At 60.8% G+C, this 15,541-nt stretch carries 19 protein-coding genes; 7 read left to right on the top strand and 12 right to left on the bottom strand.

Features of this window, described 5'->3' with window-relative positions; translation table 11 throughout:
* Positions 1 to 156: 156 nt before the first annotated feature.
* From OWC48_RS19120 to OWC48_RS19105, 4 genes are all read right to left on the bottom strand, one after another.
* Positions 157 to 654 (bottom strand): NUDIX domain-containing protein, encoded by a 498-nt coding sequence (locus OWC48_RS19120; protein WP_282521351.1) that lies wholly within the window; start codon positions 652 to 654, stop codon positions 157 to 159.
* Positions 655 to 2,364 carry a DNA polymerase/3'-5' exonuclease PolX gene (locus OWC48_RS19115; protein WP_282521350.1) on the bottom strand — a complete coding sequence of 570 codons (1,710 nt, stop codon included), beginning with the start codon at positions 2,362 to 2,364 and terminating at the stop codon, positions 655 to 657.
* 318 nt (positions 2,365 to 2,682) lie between these two features.
* Entirely contained in the window at positions 2,683 to 4,575 is a 1,893-nt protein-coding gene (locus OWC48_RS19110; protein WP_282521582.1) for a PAS domain-containing sensor histidine kinase, read from the bottom strand.
* A gap of 185 nt (positions 4,576 to 4,760) precedes the next feature.
* Positions 4,761 to 4,958 carry a hypothetical protein gene (locus OWC48_RS19105; protein ID WP_282521349.1) on the bottom strand — a complete coding sequence of 66 codons (198 nt, stop codon included), beginning with the start codon at positions 4,956 to 4,958 and terminating at the stop codon, positions 4,761 to 4,763.
* 135 nt (positions 4,959 to 5,093) lie between these two features.
* Here OWC48_RS19105 and OWC48_RS19100 point away from each other — a divergent pair, with 135 nt between their 5' ends.
* The gene (locus tag OWC48_RS19100) at positions 5,094 to 5,786 is read left to right on the top strand and encodes an HAD family hydrolase (RefSeq protein WP_282521348.1); all 693 of its coding nucleotides are present in this window, start codon (positions 5,094 to 5,096) and stop codon (positions 5,784 to 5,786) included.
* Positions 5,787 to 5,900: 114 nt separating this feature from the next.
* On the top strand, positions 5,901 to 6,230 hold the full coding sequence (locus OWC48_RS19095) for a hypothetical protein (protein WP_282521347.1): 330 nt from the start codon (positions 5,901 to 5,903) through the stop codon (positions 6,228 to 6,230).
* Between the two features lie 384 nt (positions 6,231 to 6,614).
* Here OWC48_RS19095 and OWC48_RS19090 read toward each other — a convergent pair whose 3' ends face one another.
* A complete protein-coding gene (locus OWC48_RS19090) occupies positions 6,615 to 7,454 on the bottom strand; it encodes a hypothetical protein (RefSeq protein ID WP_282521346.1) in 840 nt (279 codons plus the stop codon).
* 129 nt (positions 7,455 to 7,583) lie between these two features.
* Between OWC48_RS19090 and OWC48_RS19085 the strand changes: the two genes are divergently transcribed.
* From OWC48_RS19085 to OWC48_RS19075, 3 genes are all read left to right on the top strand, one after another.
* The gene (locus OWC48_RS19085) at positions 7,584 to 8,039 is read left to right on the top strand and encodes a low affinity iron permease family protein (protein ID WP_282521345.1); all 456 of its coding nucleotides are present in this window, start codon (positions 7,584 to 7,586) and stop codon (positions 8,037 to 8,039) included.
* Positions 8,039 to 8,596 carry a DUF1003 domain-containing protein gene (locus OWC48_RS19080; RefSeq protein ID WP_282521344.1) on the top strand — a complete coding sequence of 186 codons (558 nt, stop codon included), beginning with the start codon at positions 8,039 to 8,041 and terminating at the stop codon, positions 8,594 to 8,596. Before OWC48_RS19085 ends, OWC48_RS19080 begins: the two co-directional genes overlap by 1 nt.
* A gap of 163 nt (positions 8,597 to 8,759) precedes the next feature.
* Positions 8,760 to 9,581: a ribonuclease HII gene (locus OWC48_RS19075; protein ID WP_282521343.1), complete on the top strand. Its 822-nt coding sequence runs from the start codon at positions 8,760 to 8,762 to the stop codon at positions 9,579 to 9,581.
* Positions 9,582 to 9,612: 31 nt separating this feature from the next.
* Here OWC48_RS19075 and OWC48_RS19070 read toward each other — a convergent pair whose 3' ends face one another.
* From OWC48_RS19070 to OWC48_RS19040, 7 genes are all read right to left on the bottom strand, one after another.
* Complete coding sequence (locus OWC48_RS19070; protein WP_282521342.1) at positions 9,613 to 9,816, bottom strand: hypothetical protein; 204 nt, start codon at positions 9,814 to 9,816, stop codon at positions 9,613 to 9,615.
* Positions 9,817 to 10,267: 451 nt separating this feature from the next.
* Positions 10,268 to 10,888 carry a general stress protein gene (locus OWC48_RS19065; RefSeq protein WP_282521341.1) on the bottom strand — a complete coding sequence of 207 codons (621 nt, stop codon included), beginning with the start codon at positions 10,886 to 10,888 and terminating at the stop codon, positions 10,268 to 10,270.
* A gap of 36 nt (positions 10,889 to 10,924) precedes the next feature.
* Positions 10,925 to 11,245 (bottom strand): hypothetical protein, encoded by a 321-nt coding sequence (locus OWC48_RS19060; RefSeq protein ID WP_282521340.1) that lies wholly within the window; start codon positions 11,243 to 11,245, stop codon positions 10,925 to 10,927.
* A gap of 373 nt (positions 11,246 to 11,618) precedes the next feature.
* Positions 11,619 to 12,134 carry a ferritin-like domain-containing protein gene (locus OWC48_RS19055; RefSeq protein WP_282521339.1) on the bottom strand — a complete coding sequence of 172 codons (516 nt, stop codon included), beginning with the start codon at positions 12,132 to 12,134 and terminating at the stop codon, positions 11,619 to 11,621.
* Between the two features lie 442 nt (positions 12,135 to 12,576).
* A complete protein-coding gene (locus OWC48_RS19050) occupies positions 12,577 to 12,729 on the bottom strand; it encodes a hypothetical protein (RefSeq protein ID WP_282521589.1) in 153 nt (50 codons plus the stop codon).
* Complete coding sequence (locus OWC48_RS19045) at positions 12,726 to 13,055, bottom strand: hypothetical protein (protein WP_282521338.1); 330 nt, start codon at positions 13,053 to 13,055, stop codon at positions 12,726 to 12,728. Before OWC48_RS19045 ends, OWC48_RS19050 begins: the two co-directional genes overlap by 4 nt.
* Positions 13,056 to 13,138: 83 nt before the next feature.
* A complete protein-coding gene (locus OWC48_RS19040) occupies positions 13,139 to 13,597 on the bottom strand; it encodes an Hsp20 family protein (protein WP_282521337.1) in 459 nt (152 codons plus the stop codon).
* Between the two features lie 325 nt (positions 13,598 to 13,922).
* Between OWC48_RS19040 and OWC48_RS19035 the strand changes: the two genes are divergently transcribed.
* Together OWC48_RS19035 and OWC48_RS19030 are read left to right on the top strand one after the other, a co-directional pair.
* Complete coding sequence (locus OWC48_RS19035) at positions 13,923 to 14,147, top strand: hypothetical protein (RefSeq protein ID WP_282521336.1); 225 nt, start codon at positions 13,923 to 13,925, stop codon at positions 14,145 to 14,147.
* 378 nt (positions 14,148 to 14,525) lie between these two features.
* Entirely contained in the window at positions 14,526 to 15,383 is an 858-nt protein-coding gene (locus OWC48_RS19030) for an SDR family oxidoreductase (protein ID WP_282521335.1), read from the top strand.
* Positions 15,384 to 15,541 lie beyond the last annotated feature (158 nt).

Below are 15,541 nucleotides of genomic sequence, written 5' to 3'. Positions count from 1 at the left end.
GTGCGCTTCGCACGAGCGCGAGCGAGCTCGCCCTTGACGGCTGCAGGGGGGCGCGAGCCCCGGCTTCCAAGGGCGAAGGATCGGATCTGCCTCTGCATGACCGTGCAAAAGTGTACACAGCCCTCGCTTTCACGAAGCGTAGTTAGGCCTGCGTTGTCACTGGTCCGTTGAGGATTGAAGAGCGTCCTCCAGGCGGTCGAGAAAGACCAGCTGACCTTTCAGGATGCGATCCCGCGCATCGTGCACCGCGAACCAGGAAGCGCGGTCCAATTCAGGAAAATCCTGGTATTCGCCCGAATGCGGCGGCCATTCCATCTGGAAGGCATTACTCTTCAGTTTCTGGGGATCCCAGTCATCGTCGCTGGCCCAGACATGTACGGTTTTGCCGCCCGACTGTTTCGAGGCGCCAAGCGCTATAAACGCTCCCCGCGGCCTGTGCCCCGTTTCCTCGAAGAACTCCCGCTGAGCCGCCTCTAACGGCTCTTCCCCGAACGCGATCAGCCCCTTCGGGATACTCCAGGCGCCGGCATCCTTTTTCTTCCAGAAAGGCCCGCCCGGATGCCCGAGAAGCACTTCGATGATGTCCCGTGTGCGCCGGAAGAGCAGGATTCCGGCGCTTGTCTTGGGCAACGATACTGCGCGCGCGGTGCTCATCTATCGCACGGACGCGTCCCGCGCGGGCGCGCGCCGACTTTTGCCTTTCGCTATGGCCCGCTTTCGTTTCGTGAGATGCGCAAGCAGCTTGGGCAGAGGCATTGCGTTTAATACTCGATCTGCGGGCACGCCGCCCTTGCGGGCCATTTCGACGCCCCAGTGCATATGGTCGAGTTCGCGGATAGAGTGCGCGTCCGGATTGATGCTGAAGATGCAGCCGTAATCGAGCGCCTTCTGATGCCAGCGCCAGTCGAGATCGAGCCGCCAGGGATGCGCGTTGATCTCGACGGCCACGCCGTGTTTCGCGCAGCCCTTGAGAATCCTGTCAATGTCGATCTCATATCCGGGGCGGCGCTGCAGCTGGCGTCCGGTCATATGGCCGATGATCGTCGTATGCGGGTTTCTGATCGCGGCGAGAATGCGCTCCGTCTGCTCTTTTTTCGGCAGCTTGAAGCGGCTGTGAACGCTTGCGACGACGAAATCGAAATCTTCGAGAACCGAATGTGGATAATCGAGCGCGCCGTCCGCGAGAATATCCGCTTCGATGCCCTTCAGAATACGGAATCTGTCGCCATAGCGCTTGTTCAGGCGGTCGGCTTCGCGATGCTGCTCGGCTATTTCTTCAAGCGAGAGGCCGCCGGCATAATGCGCCGACTGCGAATGATCGGCCACACCGTAATACTGGAAACCGCGCTTGCGGGTGGCGTCCGCCATTGCCTCCAGAGTTTCCGTGCCATCCGATGCCGTTGTGTGGGAATGCAGAGTTCCGCGCAGGTCCTTGTCGGAGACGAGTTCAGGAATCTTATTCTTCGCCGCGCGCCCGATCTCGCCGCGTCCCTCGCGCAGTTCCGGCGCTATGAACTGAAGGCCAAGCGCCTCGTAAATATCTTCTTCCCGCGCTGACACCATCAGCTTCCTGCCCCGGTAAAGCCCGTCCGCTTTGAGATCGAAACCTTTTCCTTCCGCATATGCCTTGAGCTGATCAAGATGCGTTTGCGAGCCGGTTGCGTGAAGAAGTTCTGCGCCAAAGTGCTTCTTGTCGCTAACAAAAAGCTTGAGGCTCGAATTCCCGGTCTTGGCCGTATCTTTTCCTTGCGCGACAATAGCCAGATCGGAGACGAGTTCGCAGCCGCGCCGGAAGTCTCCTGCGATTTCGACGCGCGAATATTCCGGGTGATCTGCCTTGAGCGCGGTCACGGCATGCTCAAGGAGGGCGGCCGCTTTATGCAGATGCAGCTGTGTCTCGCCGCTGCGTGCGATGGAAAGGTTCTGCAGGATCTTTGTCTGAAGGGATGCGCCGAGCCCCTTGACCGGGCGGATGCGATCTTCTTTCGCCGCCGCTTCCAGCTCCGCGAGGGAGGTCACGCCGAGCGCCTCGTGAAGTTTCAGAATCTTGTCGGGACGGAGCCCGGGGAGCGCAAATAGCTGAAGCACTCCCGCGGGGACTTCCTTGCGCAGTTTTTCAAGGTTCGGATGCGTGCCGGTCTCAAATAGCTTCGTGACGATATCGGCGATGGCATCTCCAATGCCCGGCACGCTGGTGAGTGCGCCTGCCGAGATGATCCGGCCGATCGGCTGAGACAATGCGCTGAGGCTGTCGGCCGCGCGCGCGTAAGCTTTCGCCCGGTAAGGGTTGCCGCCGCGCAGCGACGTTCGCTGGGCGTACTCCCGTAGAAGGCTGGCGATTGTTCGCGCGTCTGCTTTGGCCATGGCTACGAAGTCAAACGAGACGATCCTTCCCAAGTTCCCGCTCGACCAGCTTCCTGACGCCGGCAGTACTGGAAAGATCAGCGGCAGGGCGGCGGGGCTAGTCCTGGCGGGGCAAGTAGCGCGAGTTGCACGCGGGAGGGACGCGCTGCAGTGACGAACGTGCGCGAAAGGCGACTTACAAGGCGCATAGAACTGCAGCGATGCAGCGCTTTTTGCGAGACGGCAGGCGTCTCTTAACCGGTCAGCGCAATGCGGTGCGCCGCTCGACTGATGATTGATTTAGACGGCCCGCCTGCCCAAGGTTAATCACGGATGGCGTCAACCGGCCTTATCCGACAAGCGCGCAATGCCGGCAATTGCGTCCGCAAGATCCTGTTCGAAGAATGGCTTTGCGAGGCGTGGAACGGAGCGGGCAGGTCCCTCCGGCAATTCCGCGTAGCCGGTCGCAATGATGACGGGGAGGTTTGGCCACTGACGGTAGACCTCTGCAACCAGTTCTGAGCCGGTCATCCCGGGCATCGCCTGATCGGTGATAAGGAGATCAATACCGCCTTTTTCGCTGATAAGGCTGAGCGCTTCCGCTCCGCTCCCCGCTGAAAAGACTGTATGGCCGAGATCCTCAAGCATTGCGAGAGTATTGAATGCGACGAGCGGGTCGTCATCCGCACTGACGATCCTGAGGGGGCGCGTAACGCGGGCAGCGGCCGGAGTGACCTGCCGATCTTCATCCTCGCGCTCCTCGGCGAGCGCGACCGGCAGGCAGATTTCAGCGATGGTGCCTTCTCCCGGTTTGCTTTTCAGATACAGCCTGCCGCCTGATTGCTCGGCCATGCCGAGCACCATCGGCAGCCCGAGCCCTGTGCCCTTGCCGACGCCTTTGGTCGTGTAGAACGGCTCGATCGCGCGTCGTAAGGTCTGTTCATCCATCCCTACCCCGGTATCCTTCACGGACAGACATAAATAGCTTCCGGGCTTGAGCCCGGCCTCGTCCGTCACCTTTCTCTCCCGCGCGGAAATGATGATGGAGCCGCCTTTCGGCATTGCATCGCGCGCGTTCATGGACAGATTGAGGATCGCAAGTTCGAGCTGGTTCGCATCGGCAGCCACTTTCGGCAAGCCAAGCGAAAAACGTGTTTCAATCTGGATGCCCGCGCCCAGAGAACTTTGCAACAGGTCGGCCATGCCATGGATAAGCTCGGTGACGTCGACGGTCTGGAGCGTGAGATCCTGGCGGCGGGCGAAGGCGAGCATGCGCTGCGTGAGCGCGGCGCCGCGCTGGGCCCCCTGCATCGCGTTGTCGAGAAACTGGTGCAACTGCACGTCGCTGACGGGGAGCCGGCGCTTCAAAAGCTCAAGGCTACCCTGGATCGCCATCAGCAGATTGTTAAAATCATGCGCGACGCCGCCGGTGAGGTGGCCAATCGCCTCCATCTTCTGCGATTGCACGAGAGCTTCCCTGGTGCGTTCGAGCTTCTCCTCCGCCGTCTTGCGCTCCGTGATATCGCGCGTGATCTTGGCAAAGCCGATCAGAGCGCCTTCCGTATCGTGAATGGCGTCGAGGACGACATGCGCCCAGAATGTCGTGCCGTCCTTTCGTACGCGCTGGGCTTCTCTTTCATATCGCCACTCGCGCCGCGCCGTTTCCAGTGCGACGCCTGGAAGGCCGGCCTCCCGGTCTCCGTCGGTATAGAAGAGGGAGAAGTGCCGCCCGATGATTTCTTCAGGAAAATAGCCTTTGATCCTTTCCGCGCCGGCGTTCCAGCTGGATACAAGCCCTTCAGGATTAAGGAGGTAGATCGCGTAATCCGTCACGCCCTGAACGAGTAGCCGGAATTGCTCCTGATTGCGGCGCAGTTCGGCCTCCGCTTCACGTCGCTCGGTCAGGTCGCGCGTAACCTTAGCAAATCCGACGAGCTTGCCGGCATTGTCGCGGATAGGGTCTATGATGACAAAGGCCCAGAAGCGCGAGCCGTCCTTGTGGACGCGCCAGCCTTCGCTCTCAAACTTGCCTTCGCGCTCCGCGGTCTCAAGCGCGCGGCGCGGGAGCTCCGTCGCGCGATCCTCATCCGTGTAGAACCGCGAAAAATGCTGGCCGATAATCTCCGCTTCCTCGTAGCCCTTGAAGCGGCGCGCACCGGGATTCCAGCTCGACACGATGCCGGTTGGATCGAGCATATAAATAGCGTAATCGGTCACCGCATCGACGAGCATGCGGTACCGGCCGTCAGCCGACTGTGAGTCGTCGAATGTCTGCTGGCGGTCCAAAACAACCCTCGATGCTTAGAATTTGCGCGGCATTACAAGAGCATACGCCGGGGTTGGGGCGAAAGTTCCTTTACACCGGGTGAGGCTTTCAGGCTTAGCTCGTCGCGCGCTCCGCGGAGGGCTCCGAGCTGTCACTTCGGCGGCTGGAGACTGGGCGAACGTAGCCAGTCTTGTATGCGCGCTGCCATATCGACATCCCGCACTTTCTTCAAAAGCTGGTCTCGCTCCTCGCCCGGCGGAAGGCTGTCCGACTTCAGGCGGATTCGCTTCGACTGATGCCGCAGGCGCTCTCCGAGAGATTCGGTCTGTTTGAAACGTCGACGATTCATGGTCATCTCCACGATTTGTCGAACGCCCTAACTTTGATTTTTAAGTTTTGTTCCGGGTAGGGTGGGAGCCTCCGTCTCCACAGGAACCCCAGACCGGTCAGGAGCTTATCCGCTACTGGCAGGAGGCTATGGCAGATGTTTCCAGGTTTCATTTTTGATGTGGAAGGGACGCTTGTTGACAGCGTCCCGCAGAATTTGCGCAGTCTGCAGGACGCGCTTGAACAGCACGGCTACCGGGTGCCGTACCAGACGCTACAGCTCTATTCAGGCCTTGACGGAGATCAGACGCTACAGCTCGCCATTCCGGAGGCGACCGAGGCTGAGCGGCATGAAATCCTGCAATTGCAGGCGGCGATCTATGAGCGGGACTATCTTCCAAGCGTACGGGCTTTCGATGGTGTGCGCGACCTCTTCCGGACAATCACCGAGCATGGCGGGCGGGTTGCTCTTGCGACCGACTGCAAAGGCGTGCCTTTCAAACGGTACCAGTCGCTTCTGAAGGCCAACGAGTACATTACCGCTACTGCGTGCGGCGATGACGTCGAACATGGTAAGCCCGACCCACGTCTCGTCGGTGTCGCGCTTCGTAAGCTCGCTTTACCTGGCTCGCAGGCAGTCATGGTCGGCGATACGCCATATGACGCCGAGGCGGGAATTGAAGCTGGCGCAAGAGCGGCCGGCGTTCTGACAGGCGCCTTCGGTAAGGACACGCTTTTGAAGGCAGGGTGCTTCGCGGTCGCAGCTGATGTCCGCGGACTGATTTCGAGCCTTCTACGGGGTGAAGCCGATCCTGAGCCGCACCAAACGGACTGGCTCCGAAGCGCCTGAGCGGCGCGGCGTTCTGGTTAAGGCTATCGCGTTGCACCCTTAAAGAATATTTGCTCGGCATTAGGAAATGTCGCCTCGAGAGTTGTCAGGCACTTAAACCGGGGAGGACAGATCATGCGGATTTCAACCTTGATGTTTTCGGCTCTGCTTGCGGTGACGGCTGTGCCCGCCTTCGCGCAGCAAACTTCCCCGGCCCAGGTGCAGGAGGAAGCGGATAAAGGCATCAAGACCAAGAATTCAGGAGCGTCCGGCGTTGTCGGTGACCAGAAGGCTGGATCTGATAACATGCCTGGTCAGATGGGCGGCAACACAGCCGGACAGCCGAGCGTGCAAAATTCGGGAACAGGTGTAAGCGGCGCCCCGGGCGGGAAGAACGGACCTCCCGCGAACGCCACGACGACGGGAGCAATCAGGCTGTGCAGCAGCAGGACAGCTCGGGCGTGAAGGGACTCCCGGGAAACAAGAGCGGCCCTCCCGCTAAGAAGTAGCGCAACTAAAGCAACTCTTCCATCGCTCAAAGGGCAGCCGGCAAAGACCGGCGCAGGTATCTTGCGGAAGGCGCGCACGAACTGAGGATGGCTCATTACATTCTGTATAACATCCGTTAATCGCGCGGCCAGAGCTCAGGCCGCGTTAGGCGCTGCCTCAACCGCTCAGTGCGGCCGGAAATCTCGGCCGCACTGAGCTCGATTTCAAAGCAATGCCGGCGGTTTTAGCAACTGCATCGGCCGCGGAATTTATCCCTCACCTCAATAGGAGGATCAGAATGATGAGCGGGATCGGGATTCCAAGTAACCATAAGAGAATGGGCATGATCTTTCCTTTCAGTTAGCGACGGAGTTTCCAGGTGCCGTCGCGAAGGCCGCCGCCTTCGGTGGCTGCAAGACTTGCGCAGAATGCGCCGAGAAGTAGCGAAGCCGTAATCCAGAAGGCGAGGGCAGCCGTAGCCTTGCGCGCGGCGTCGGCGTCCGCCTTGATCTGAGTAACCACATCATTGACGCGCTTCTCCGCATCCGCCTGGCTGAGTCCGGTTCGCGTGGCCACGACCTTTGCCGCGTACTCACGATCCGGACCCTTGAGATCGCCGCCGTTGCGGAAACTGCGGGTGAACAGGCGCGTCACCTCGCTGCGCGTGTCGGCGGGATTTGCGTTCTGGCCCTGTGCCGCGGGGTCGCCGCGCAAAAGCGTGTCGACATAGCCGTCCATCGGACCCGCGGACTGGGCGGCGTTTGATGCTGCGCCCTGGCTTGCGCCTGTCACCGCGCTGCTGACAAGGCTCGTCGCCGGGGTGGCCAAAAGCGCAGCGCCAAGGACTGACGCAAGCGCCCAGGCGACAAAACCATGGGCCGTATCCCGAAAGTAGACTTCGTCACGCTCGACGCCGTCCCAGCCCGACCTCAGCCGGCCCGCAATATAGCCCCCGAGCGACGAGGAAATCATGGCGATGACGATTAGATAAAGCCCGGTCGTGATCTTGAAGGTCGTTGCCGATATGCCGGACCCCGCCCACGGCGAGACGACGCTAAGGCCAAGCCCTGTCCCGAACGCGATGAGGACGAGCGTCATCGCGCAGGCGACGACGGCGCCAGCGACGATTGAAGGCCAGGAAACGCCTGACAGAGAAGATGCTCCCGAGTCGCCGGGCGCGACTACGACGGTATCAATCATTTTTATCCCCTGAATGGGATGACGCAAATTTCGCCATCTGCCGGGGCAATGAGCAGACAAGGCTAAGGTTCCTGTGGGATGGAACCCTAATGCGCGGTGCCGGTTAAGAAAGCGGCTGATGAGGGCGCTATGACCGGCAAGGACAAGGGCGAGCCTTCGGGCGTATCGAAGTTCTTCGGCGATCTCGCCAACCGGACATCGCTTGCGGCGGGGAGGGCATCGACCTTCATCCTTGCCGCAGGGATTGTAATTGTCTGGGCCGTCAGCGGCCCGCTCTTTGGCTATTCTGATACCTGGCAGCTCGTTATCAACACGGGGACGACCATCGTGACGTTCCTGATGGTCTTTCTCATTCAGAATTCTCAGAACCGCGACAGCGCCGCGATCCAGGTCAAGCTTGATGAGCTGATCCGGGTCAGCGAGGCCAGGAATTCTCTTGTCGGCATCGAACACCTGACGGATGACGAGCTGGAAGACATTCGCTCGAAATGCGAGGCGAGGGCGGCCGCGGAAAAGGTTGGTGACGAAGCCGTTGACAAAACGGGCAAAGCGGCGCGGCGCGCGGCAGACCGGGTCTCAGGGTAATGACGCCCGCCGGAACGGAAAAGAGCCGATCGCCGGCGGAAAATATCGACGCCATACTGCGCCTCGAAAAGGAGGAAGAGAAGGATCTCGCCGCTCACCACCGGCTTTTTCACTGGATCGGCTGGTTTGTCGGCACGACACAGTTCATCGTACTGCAGTTCGTAGGTGTCGCCGTTTGGATGGCATTCAACGTCTGGCTCCCGCACCACGCCATCGACGAATACCCGTTTCCGCTTCTTGCACTGATCCTCGCGCTCGAAGCGGTCCTCCTGGCGTCCTGCGTGCTGATCCGGCAGGGCACCATCGACCGCAGCCTTGAGCGCCGCGACCATCTCGAACTGCAGATCAATCTCCTTGCGGAACGCGAGGCGACCAGATCGCTGCGCATATTGCAACGCATCGCGAAACGCCTCGAATGCGACGATGACGACGACTGCGCGCCGGACGAACTCGCACGCGAAACGTCGATCGATGAGATCGCGAGGGATCTGAGGCAGCGGGAGAAGGAGAAGCCGGAGGCAGCGGATGACGATTGCTTCGCAAAAACACTCCGCTAAATTTCAGAGGTCCTAGGACTCTTCAAAATTGAAGCCCCTTCGGACGCTTTTGTGCGGCGAAGAAGATCGCCTTTCGAGGCGATTAAGGCCATGCGGAACCCGATTTCAGACATTCGCCACAAAGCTTGGCGACACATCCGCAGCTCCCCATACCGAGGCTGCCGTGACCCGCTACTCTCTCGAAGAACTTCGCCAGCGTTATGTCGTCGAGGCCAGGCCGCTTGAGGCGAGCCTCGAAGAAATTCTGCGCGCAGACACCCGGGCGGGAGCGCGTTCCATCCTCGCCGCGATTGAAAAGAGGCGCTTTGAAAACCGCTCCGAAGGGCAGCGGCTTCGCAAGATGCTGCGCTTTGAAACACTTCTCTGGGACCAAGGGCAGGAAGCTATCGCGGGCGTCGATGAGGCCGGGATGAGTCCGCTTGCGGGGCCGGTCGCGGCGGCGGCAGTAATTCTGAAGCCCGGCACGCGCATAGTCGGTATCGACGATTCGAAAAAGCTCCACGCGGACTCCCGCGAGGAACTCGCGATCGAGATCAAGGAAAAAGCAGCTTCCTGGTCCGTCGCGTTCGTCGAGGTCGAGGAGATCGACACCATCAACATCTACTGGGCCGGCATCCTAGCCATGCGGCGGGCGGTTGAAGGGCTGGGAATAACGCCGCAGCATCTCCTGATCGACGCGAAGCGCCTGAAAGAAATCGCCATCCCGCAGCAGGCGATTATCAAAGGCGACGCCAAATCCGCGAGCATAGCGGCCGCCTCCATTTTGGCTAAGGTCTCGCGCGATGCGCTAATGCGAACGCTCGACACGCGTCATCCCGGGTACGGGTTCGCCGATCACAAGGGCTACCCTGTGCGTGCTCACTACGCCGCCCTGGCTCAGCTGGGCGCATGCGCTGCCCATAGACGTTCGTTCGGCCCTGTGCGCGAAGTCCTTGGCTTGCCGCCGTTACCGCCCTGGCCTTCGCCATCGGAGCGCATCAGCTGAACTGCCACGCTCTGTTTTAGGTGATGCGCGTCTAGAGCGCGGGGGCGCCGGTGGCTGTTTCGCTGGCGGGGGCAGTTACAGTTACGTCATGGCCCTGCCGGAGCGCGATCGAGGCGGCTGCTATCGCGGCTTCGAAGGCGGCTTCCTTGGTGGCGTATTCATTTTCTGCCTTGCCATCGTGGCGCACCCGCCATGTGCCTTCCGTCCCGAAGATTTCGTATTTTGCGATGCCCATGAGGTGGACTTTCTGATTTTTGTGGGACAGCAACGCGCGGCGGCTGGCCGAGTTCCTGGCCGCGCCGAAAGGCCAGAGCGCGATTTCGTTCGCGCTCCTGGCAAACTTCTCACATGCATGTAGGGCGCTTAAAGCTGGCGATCATCTCGACCACGTTACCGTGACCATGCTCTCGGTGGCGACTTCCATATCCCACGACAGTTGAAGCTGGAGGAACGTGGGACACCGCCACAACTTACTATTCTCGCGTTTTACAGACGTGAAGTTCGCTTCCCATTCGCCGATAATGTGCTGACTGCTGTTTACTCTGACGGCGGACAACGCTGCAACGACCGCCCGGCTCGCCGGCATTGGGAAAGGGGCGGCCGCTTAAAAAGGGCCGCACCTCCCTGATCAAAAAAGTGCATGCAAGAAAAGGGCGGCCCCCTCTTGAGGTGGGCCGCCGACTGATTTACCGCACGCCGGTGCCGTAGAGTTGGCGCTCCCTGCGCACATCGTCCGCGCCATAAGGTTGAGCCGAGGGGTCGTAGTTCTTCCACCCAGCTTTCTGCCAAGCCGCGCTCCGGTCGCGCAAATTGACGGCTGACTGGTTCAAGATCGCTTCGTACCGCGCACGATCGGCATCGGGCACGCGGGCCGAAACCAGCGTGCCGCCCCTTCTCACGCCCTCGGCGTAGAGCGGAGCTTCCTCGTTGGACACCCCACCCTGTGTCAATGCTCCGACCACACCACCCGTGGCACCGCCGGCTGCGACGCCCAGCGCCGTCGACGCGAGCCATCCAGCGGCGACCACCGGACCCAAGCCCGGGATCGCCAACAGCCCGAGGCCTGCGAGCAAGCCTGCGGCGCCACCGAGACCTGCACCGACGCCGGCTCCCGTAGCCGCCCCCTCGGCACGATCGTCAACCCCATCGCGATCGCGATCGACCTTCTTGTCAGTGCTGTACCAGTTGTCGGAGTTGTTGGCGACTATGCTCAAATCTGAATGCGGCACGCCGGCCGCCTCCAGGCTTGTCACCGCGCGTTGCGCGTCAGAATAGTTGTCGTAAAGACGTGAAATTGTAACGGTCATCTTGAATCCCTCTTGTCTTCGCTGCTGCGCGGACAGTTACTTGGCTGCGTTCACGTTGCCCTGGAAATCAAGGCTAACATCGGTCGAGGCGCCGCCCTTGCTGGCCTTCCCGCGCCATACGCCGCTGTCGTCCTTCTTCAGAGAGGTGACATTGGTGTAGCCCGCTTGCTCGATCTTCGATTTGGCCTGCCCCTCGGTGAAGCTGTTTGCGCCTGATACCGGCTTGTTGGAATTGTTTTGGCCAGAGCTGTTGACCGCGTTGTTGTTCGGCCGATCAGTGGCCGGCGGATTCTGCGCAAACGACGGACCTGCCAAAAGCGAAGCAGCCGTCAGCAAAAGAAGAAACTTCCTGTTCATTATCGTCCTCCAGTAGTGGACCGACACAACATGTCCAGACCTACGAAGTTCCAAGTTTTCCCGTTTCTGATAGAGCCTGTCGGCCTCTCGACAGCGGGTCGTGTCGGGCCGCGGCATATCAACTTGCGCAGCCCTGGGGGCTATCCATTCGGTCTCCGCACCACGGCCATGCCGCTGCGCTTCTTCAGGTCAAATTGTCCGCTAAGGGGTCGTAAGCCGGATAGCCGGGCGGTGAATCAATGGGCCGGGGCGTAACGCCTGCACTTCCAGTGCCTCGTTGACAGCTTGGTTCGCCAGGCTGCGGTCGTCCTCAGGCGGAATGCAACAGCGGCCCCGCGATGTCGCGGAGCCGCTGAAGTCATGGCGTAAGACGTTAGGCCGCGGTCGAAGCCTTGGCATTGACGCCCTTGCGAAGCGCCACGGTGTTCAGTTTGGTGTTCGCCGCCTTCTCCTCGTTCAGATTGGTCGTGAGGAATCGGACGATCTCGTCGTGACCTAGCTCCTCAGCCCACGCGATGAGCGTCCCGTAGCGGCACATCTCGTAGTGCTCGACGGCTTGTGCGTTGGCCACGATGGCGGCGTCTAGAACTGCCTTGTCTTCGATCTCGCCAGCGGTCTCGTCGGCTTCCTTGATAATGCCGTCGATCGCGGGGCACTTCGTGCCGCTAGGCTCCTTGCCCAGCTTCGCGAACCCCTTCTCGAGCCGCTCGACTTGTCTGTTGGTTTCCTCGAGATGTTTCTTAAGTCCGGTGACCAGATCGCGATTGGTCGCCTTCTCGATCATCTTCGGCAGCGACTTAAGGATCTGCTGCTCGGCGTAGTAGATGTCCTGAAGGCCGTGGATCAGCAGGTCGTCCATGGTTTTGATGTCTTTGGTGAAGAAGCCCATAACCGATTTCTCCTCTCGCAATGATTTCAAAGGAACGCCGGAGGGCTGCCGCGGTTCCGCCCTGCGACGGGGGAAGCCCATGGCTGGCAGAACCGATGCCTTCGCCGCGCTACTCGGAAGCGTGGCCATGGACGTATGGGGCCGATTTTCCAGTGACATTCAGGAGGCCCTATTCGAGACTCCGATCAAGGACAGGGACGTCCAGCGCGAAGAGCTCGCTTGCTGCACGCCGTCACCCGCTCGCTACATCCCCGCAAGCCCTGCGCAAGACCGGCAAGGATCCCTTCGGAAATGGGCCGCCCGAATCATCAGCACAAAAATGCTCGACGCCATCCTGGTCGGGAGCGACAGCGAAGCCTCGGCTGAAACCGCCGACGTAATTGCCAGTTCTCGAAATAACATAAGCGAATCGCTGCCTTTGAAGAGATGCGAGAATGGTCGCTCACCAGACCCGAGAACCGAGTTGGCTGGCGATCAGGCGACGCGGTGATGTTTGCGCACTGACGAGCCCCGCAGCGCTGAGATCGGTATGGGTCAAATCCGCCGGGATGTGATCACTCAGCACCGTGCCGAGAACGGCCAGAGTGAGCATCATGGCGACCCCGCCAGACAGGCAGCGGATGGCCGCCGCCGTCGCATGGCAGCGCCGCCCGGGCGAGGCGGATCGTCGTCTTCACCGTCAAGGCGCCGCAGCGTTGCGAGGATGTCGGCGAGCCGAATGGGATGTCCCATGCCCGGGATCTCGCGTAGCGCCGGACAGGATTCAACCGCAAACATGTCGGACGCCCAGGACGACAAGATAATCCGTTTCTCGGGGGCGGAGAGTTTCTGGTCGTTCAGCACGTCGTCCGGAGACGTATAGTGCGCGGTGGGGTGGAAGAGGTGGTTGATGTTGCCGGAATTGGTCCTGGCCTTTGTCATCGGTCGTCTCCCTACGCTCCTTTCCAGGGGATGGTGATGGACGTCGGGCAAAAGCCCGCCGCCTTGTTCGTTCGAGAAAGCGATCAGGCAGCCTTCTGCTCGATCTGCGCCGAGGCACGGCCGCTGCCTGCGATCTGAATCCTGCGCGGTTTCATAGCCTCCGGCACCTTGCGGACGAGGTCGATGATCAGCAGTCCGTGCTGGAACGAGGCCTGCTTCACCTGAACGTAGTCGGCCAGGTTGAATACGCGCCGGAAGGGGCGCGCGGCGATGCCCTGATAGAGGTATTCGCCGGCGGCCGTCTCGGGCTTTCTGGCCTCTATGGTCAGCGCGTTCTGCTCAGCAGTCACGGAGATGTCGTCGGCGCCGAAGCCGGCCACGGCCAGCGTGATCCGGTAACGGTCTTCGCCTGATCGTTCGATGTTGTAGGGTGGGTAATTGTCTTCCGTTGCCTGGCGCAGCGCGCTGTCGACGAGCCCGGCCAGGTGATCGAAGCCGATGGTGGAGCGCCAGAGGGGCGCAAAGTCGAAGGTGGTCCTCATATCCAAGTCCTCCTAGGAGCAAGATGGTTACGGGGGAGCGCTGGACGGGGTCCGAAGACCTCTTGGCCGGCGCCCGTGTCGGGCCCGTAAAGGCACCCGGCACACCGCTCTTGCGGCGAAGGACGAATTAGAAGGACACGAGGGCGATTCAAGAGGCGGCTGAAAAATTTTGGCGCCATATTTTTCAGTACCTAGGGGCGGGGACTTCGGCGTTGCACGGCTGCCGTCTTGACAAGTTTTCTGCGCTCAATATTTTTTGCCGCGGGAGGCTCGCTTCCCGTTCTCAAACCGCAAAGGACATGGAAGACCGTCAGGAGTGGCGACGATGCTCGACGAAGATTTTGCCCGTATCCGGGCGCACCGCAGCAACATCCATCGTTATCGCAGCCTGTTGAAGACGCAGCTTTCGGACCTCGAGCGCCAGTTCATCGAACGGCGTCTGTCCGAGGAGGATGCGGCGCTAAAGGCCTTGACCTCCAAAGTATTTCCCGTCGCTTTTACTCCGCCCGAACAGGTGGCGTCGCAGGCTGGCGCGGGAGCGGCGTCATGACAGACGTCAAAGATCAGGAGCGCGAACTCTACCGGAGTCGGATCGAGCGCGAGCAGCGGCTGATGGACCAACTCCGAGGTGGTTTGCCGGGACGCTTCGCGGCATGAACCCCTGTACCGACGAAGATGATGACGTTCGTTTCGACGTCGTGGCCCAGAGCCGCGGAGGCGCAGTGGTCGTCCGCGTGGCCGGAACCCGGCCGGGCGCCAGCGAATCCAAAGCCGAGCGCGCTGTTCTGGTGCTGTGCGCAGCGCGTCCCGCGCGGTCTTAGGAGAGGGCGGGCAGCGTGCTGGGTGCCATCGCACCATCGCGGGGCGCCAGGAACCTTGGACGACGTCAGCAGGTTGTCGGGTCTCGACCCGCGGAGATCGATCTGAAATGCAGGAGTATCCGAAACCGCCCTACCCCAGCCAGGGCCAGCCGATGCCTGGTTCGACCGCGAAGATGGACCCGCGTCCTGATCACGGCGAAATCAGCTACAAGGGTTCGGGTCGCCTGCATGGCAAACGAGCCATCATCACCGGAGGTGACAGCGGAATAGGGAGAGCCGTTGCTATCGCCTTCGCCCGCGAGGGCGCCGACCTCCTGATTGCCTACCTCGAGGAGCACGACGATGCCAAGGAAGTGGCAGGCCTCGTCGAGGCGGAAGGGCGCAAGGTCGTTTTGATCGAAGGCGACCTGAGGTCCGCGGACCACTGCCGGAAGGTTGTTGATCGGGCGGTCCAAGACCTCGGCGGCGTGGACATTCTCGTCAACAACGCCGCGCATCAGGCGACGTTCGCGGATATTACCGAGATCAGCGACGAGGAATGGCGGATGACTTTCGATGTGAACATCCATGCCATGTTCTTCCTCGCCAAGGCCGCTGTGCCGCACATGCCCCCGGGCTCAGCCATCATCAACACGGCCTCGGTGAACTCGGACATGCCGAATCCTACGCTTCTGGCCTACGCGACGACCAAGGGTGCAATTCAAAATTTCACCGGGGGGCTGGCGCAAATGCTGGCTGAAAAGGGTATCCGCGTGAATGCCGTGGCGCCGGGCCCCATCTGGACGCCCTTGATTCCGTCGACCATGCCGGAAGATACCGTGAAAAACTTTGGCAAGCAGGTGCCCATGAAGCGCGCGGGGCAACCAGCGGAGCTGGCGACGGCATACGTGATGCTTGCTGATCCGATGTCTAGTTACACGTCTGGCACGACGGTCGCCGTAACCGGAGGCAGGCCCTTCATCTGATGCCAGGTCTCAAGTATCCTGTTACGCCGGATCGGCGATATTTCGTCGTCCGCGATAGACTTTGGCAGATGAGCAATCCCCATCTTGCTCCACACGATAAGGCGCGGTTGGTGAAGGAACTGATGACCGCGCGGCGTGCGGTGAAAGCGGCTAAGGCG

The sequence above is a fragment of the Bradyrhizobium sp. Arg816 genome (genome assembly GCF_029989365.1).
GTDB lineage: Bacteria > Pseudomonadota > Alphaproteobacteria > Rhizobiales > Xanthobacteraceae > Bradyrhizobium.
The sequence above is the reverse complement of the archived record's forward strand: the minus strand, read 5'-3'. Positions and strand labels throughout refer to the sequence as shown.

Bases quoted from the DNA above. Each gene is read 5' to 3' on its own strand.
- OWC48_RS19100 (WP_282521348.1), top strand. From the start codon at position 5,094: ATGTTTCCAGGTTTCATTTTTGATGTGGAAGGGACGCTTGTTGACAGC.
- OWC48_RS19120 (WP_282521351.1), bottom strand. From the start codon at position 654: ATGAGCACCGCGCGCGCAGTATCGTTGCCCAAGACAAGCGCCGGAATC.
- OWC48_RS19055 (WP_282521339.1), bottom strand. From the start codon at position 12,134: ATGGGCTTCTTCACCAAAGACATCAAAACCATGGACGACCTGCTGATC.
- OWC48_RS19090 (WP_282521346.1), bottom strand. From the start codon at position 7,454: ATGATTGATACCGTCGTAGTCGCGCCCGGCGACTCGGGAGCATCTTCT.
- OWC48_RS19070 (WP_282521342.1), bottom strand. From the start codon at position 9,816: ATGGGCATCGCAAAATACGAAATCTTCGGGACGGAAGGCACATGGCGG.
- OWC48_RS19030 (WP_282521335.1), top strand. From the start codon at position 14,526: ATGCAGGAGTATCCGAAACCGCCCTACCCCAGCCAGGGCCAGCCGATG.
- OWC48_RS19115 (WP_282521350.1), bottom strand. From the start codon at position 2,364: ATGGCCAAAGCAGACGCGCGAACAATCGCCAGCCTTCTACGGGAGTAC.
- OWC48_RS19045 (WP_282521338.1), bottom strand. From the start codon at position 13,055: ATGACAAAGGCCAGGACCAATTCCGGCAACATCAACCACCTCTTCCAC.
- OWC48_RS19040 (WP_282521337.1), bottom strand. From the start codon at position 13,597: ATGAGGACCACCTTCGACTTTGCGCCCCTCTGGCGCTCCACCATCGGC.
- OWC48_RS19105 (WP_282521349.1), bottom strand. From the start codon at position 4,958: ATGAATCGTCGACGTTTCAAACAGACCGAATCTCTCGGAGAGCGCCTG.
- OWC48_RS19080 (WP_282521344.1), top strand. From the start codon at position 8,039: ATGACGCCCGCCGGAACGGAAAAGAGCCGATCGCCGGCGGAAAATATC.
- OWC48_RS19060 (WP_282521340.1), bottom strand. From the start codon at position 11,245: ATGAACAGGAAGTTTCTTCTTTTGCTGACGGCTGCTTCGCTTTTGGCA.
- OWC48_RS19035 (WP_282521336.1), top strand. From the start codon at position 13,923: ATGCTCGACGAAGATTTTGCCCGTATCCGGGCGCACCGCAGCAACATC.
- OWC48_RS19050 (WP_282521589.1), bottom strand. From the start codon at position 12,729: ATGATGCTCACTCTGGCCGTTCTCGGCACGGTGCTGAGTGATCACATC.
- OWC48_RS19085 (WP_282521345.1), top strand. From the start codon at position 7,584: ATGACCGGCAAGGACAAGGGCGAGCCTTCGGGCGTATCGAAGTTCTTC.
- OWC48_RS19110 (WP_282521582.1), bottom strand. From the start codon at position 4,575: ATGCTCGTCGATGCGGTGACCGATTACGCTATTTATATGCTCGATCCA.
- OWC48_RS19065 (WP_282521341.1), bottom strand. From the start codon at position 10,888: ATGACCGTTACAATTTCACGTCTTTACGACAACTATTCTGACGCGCAA.
- OWC48_RS19095 (WP_282521347.1), top strand. From the start codon at position 5,901: ATGCGGATTTCAACCTTGATGTTTTCGGCTCTGCTTGCGGTGACGGCT.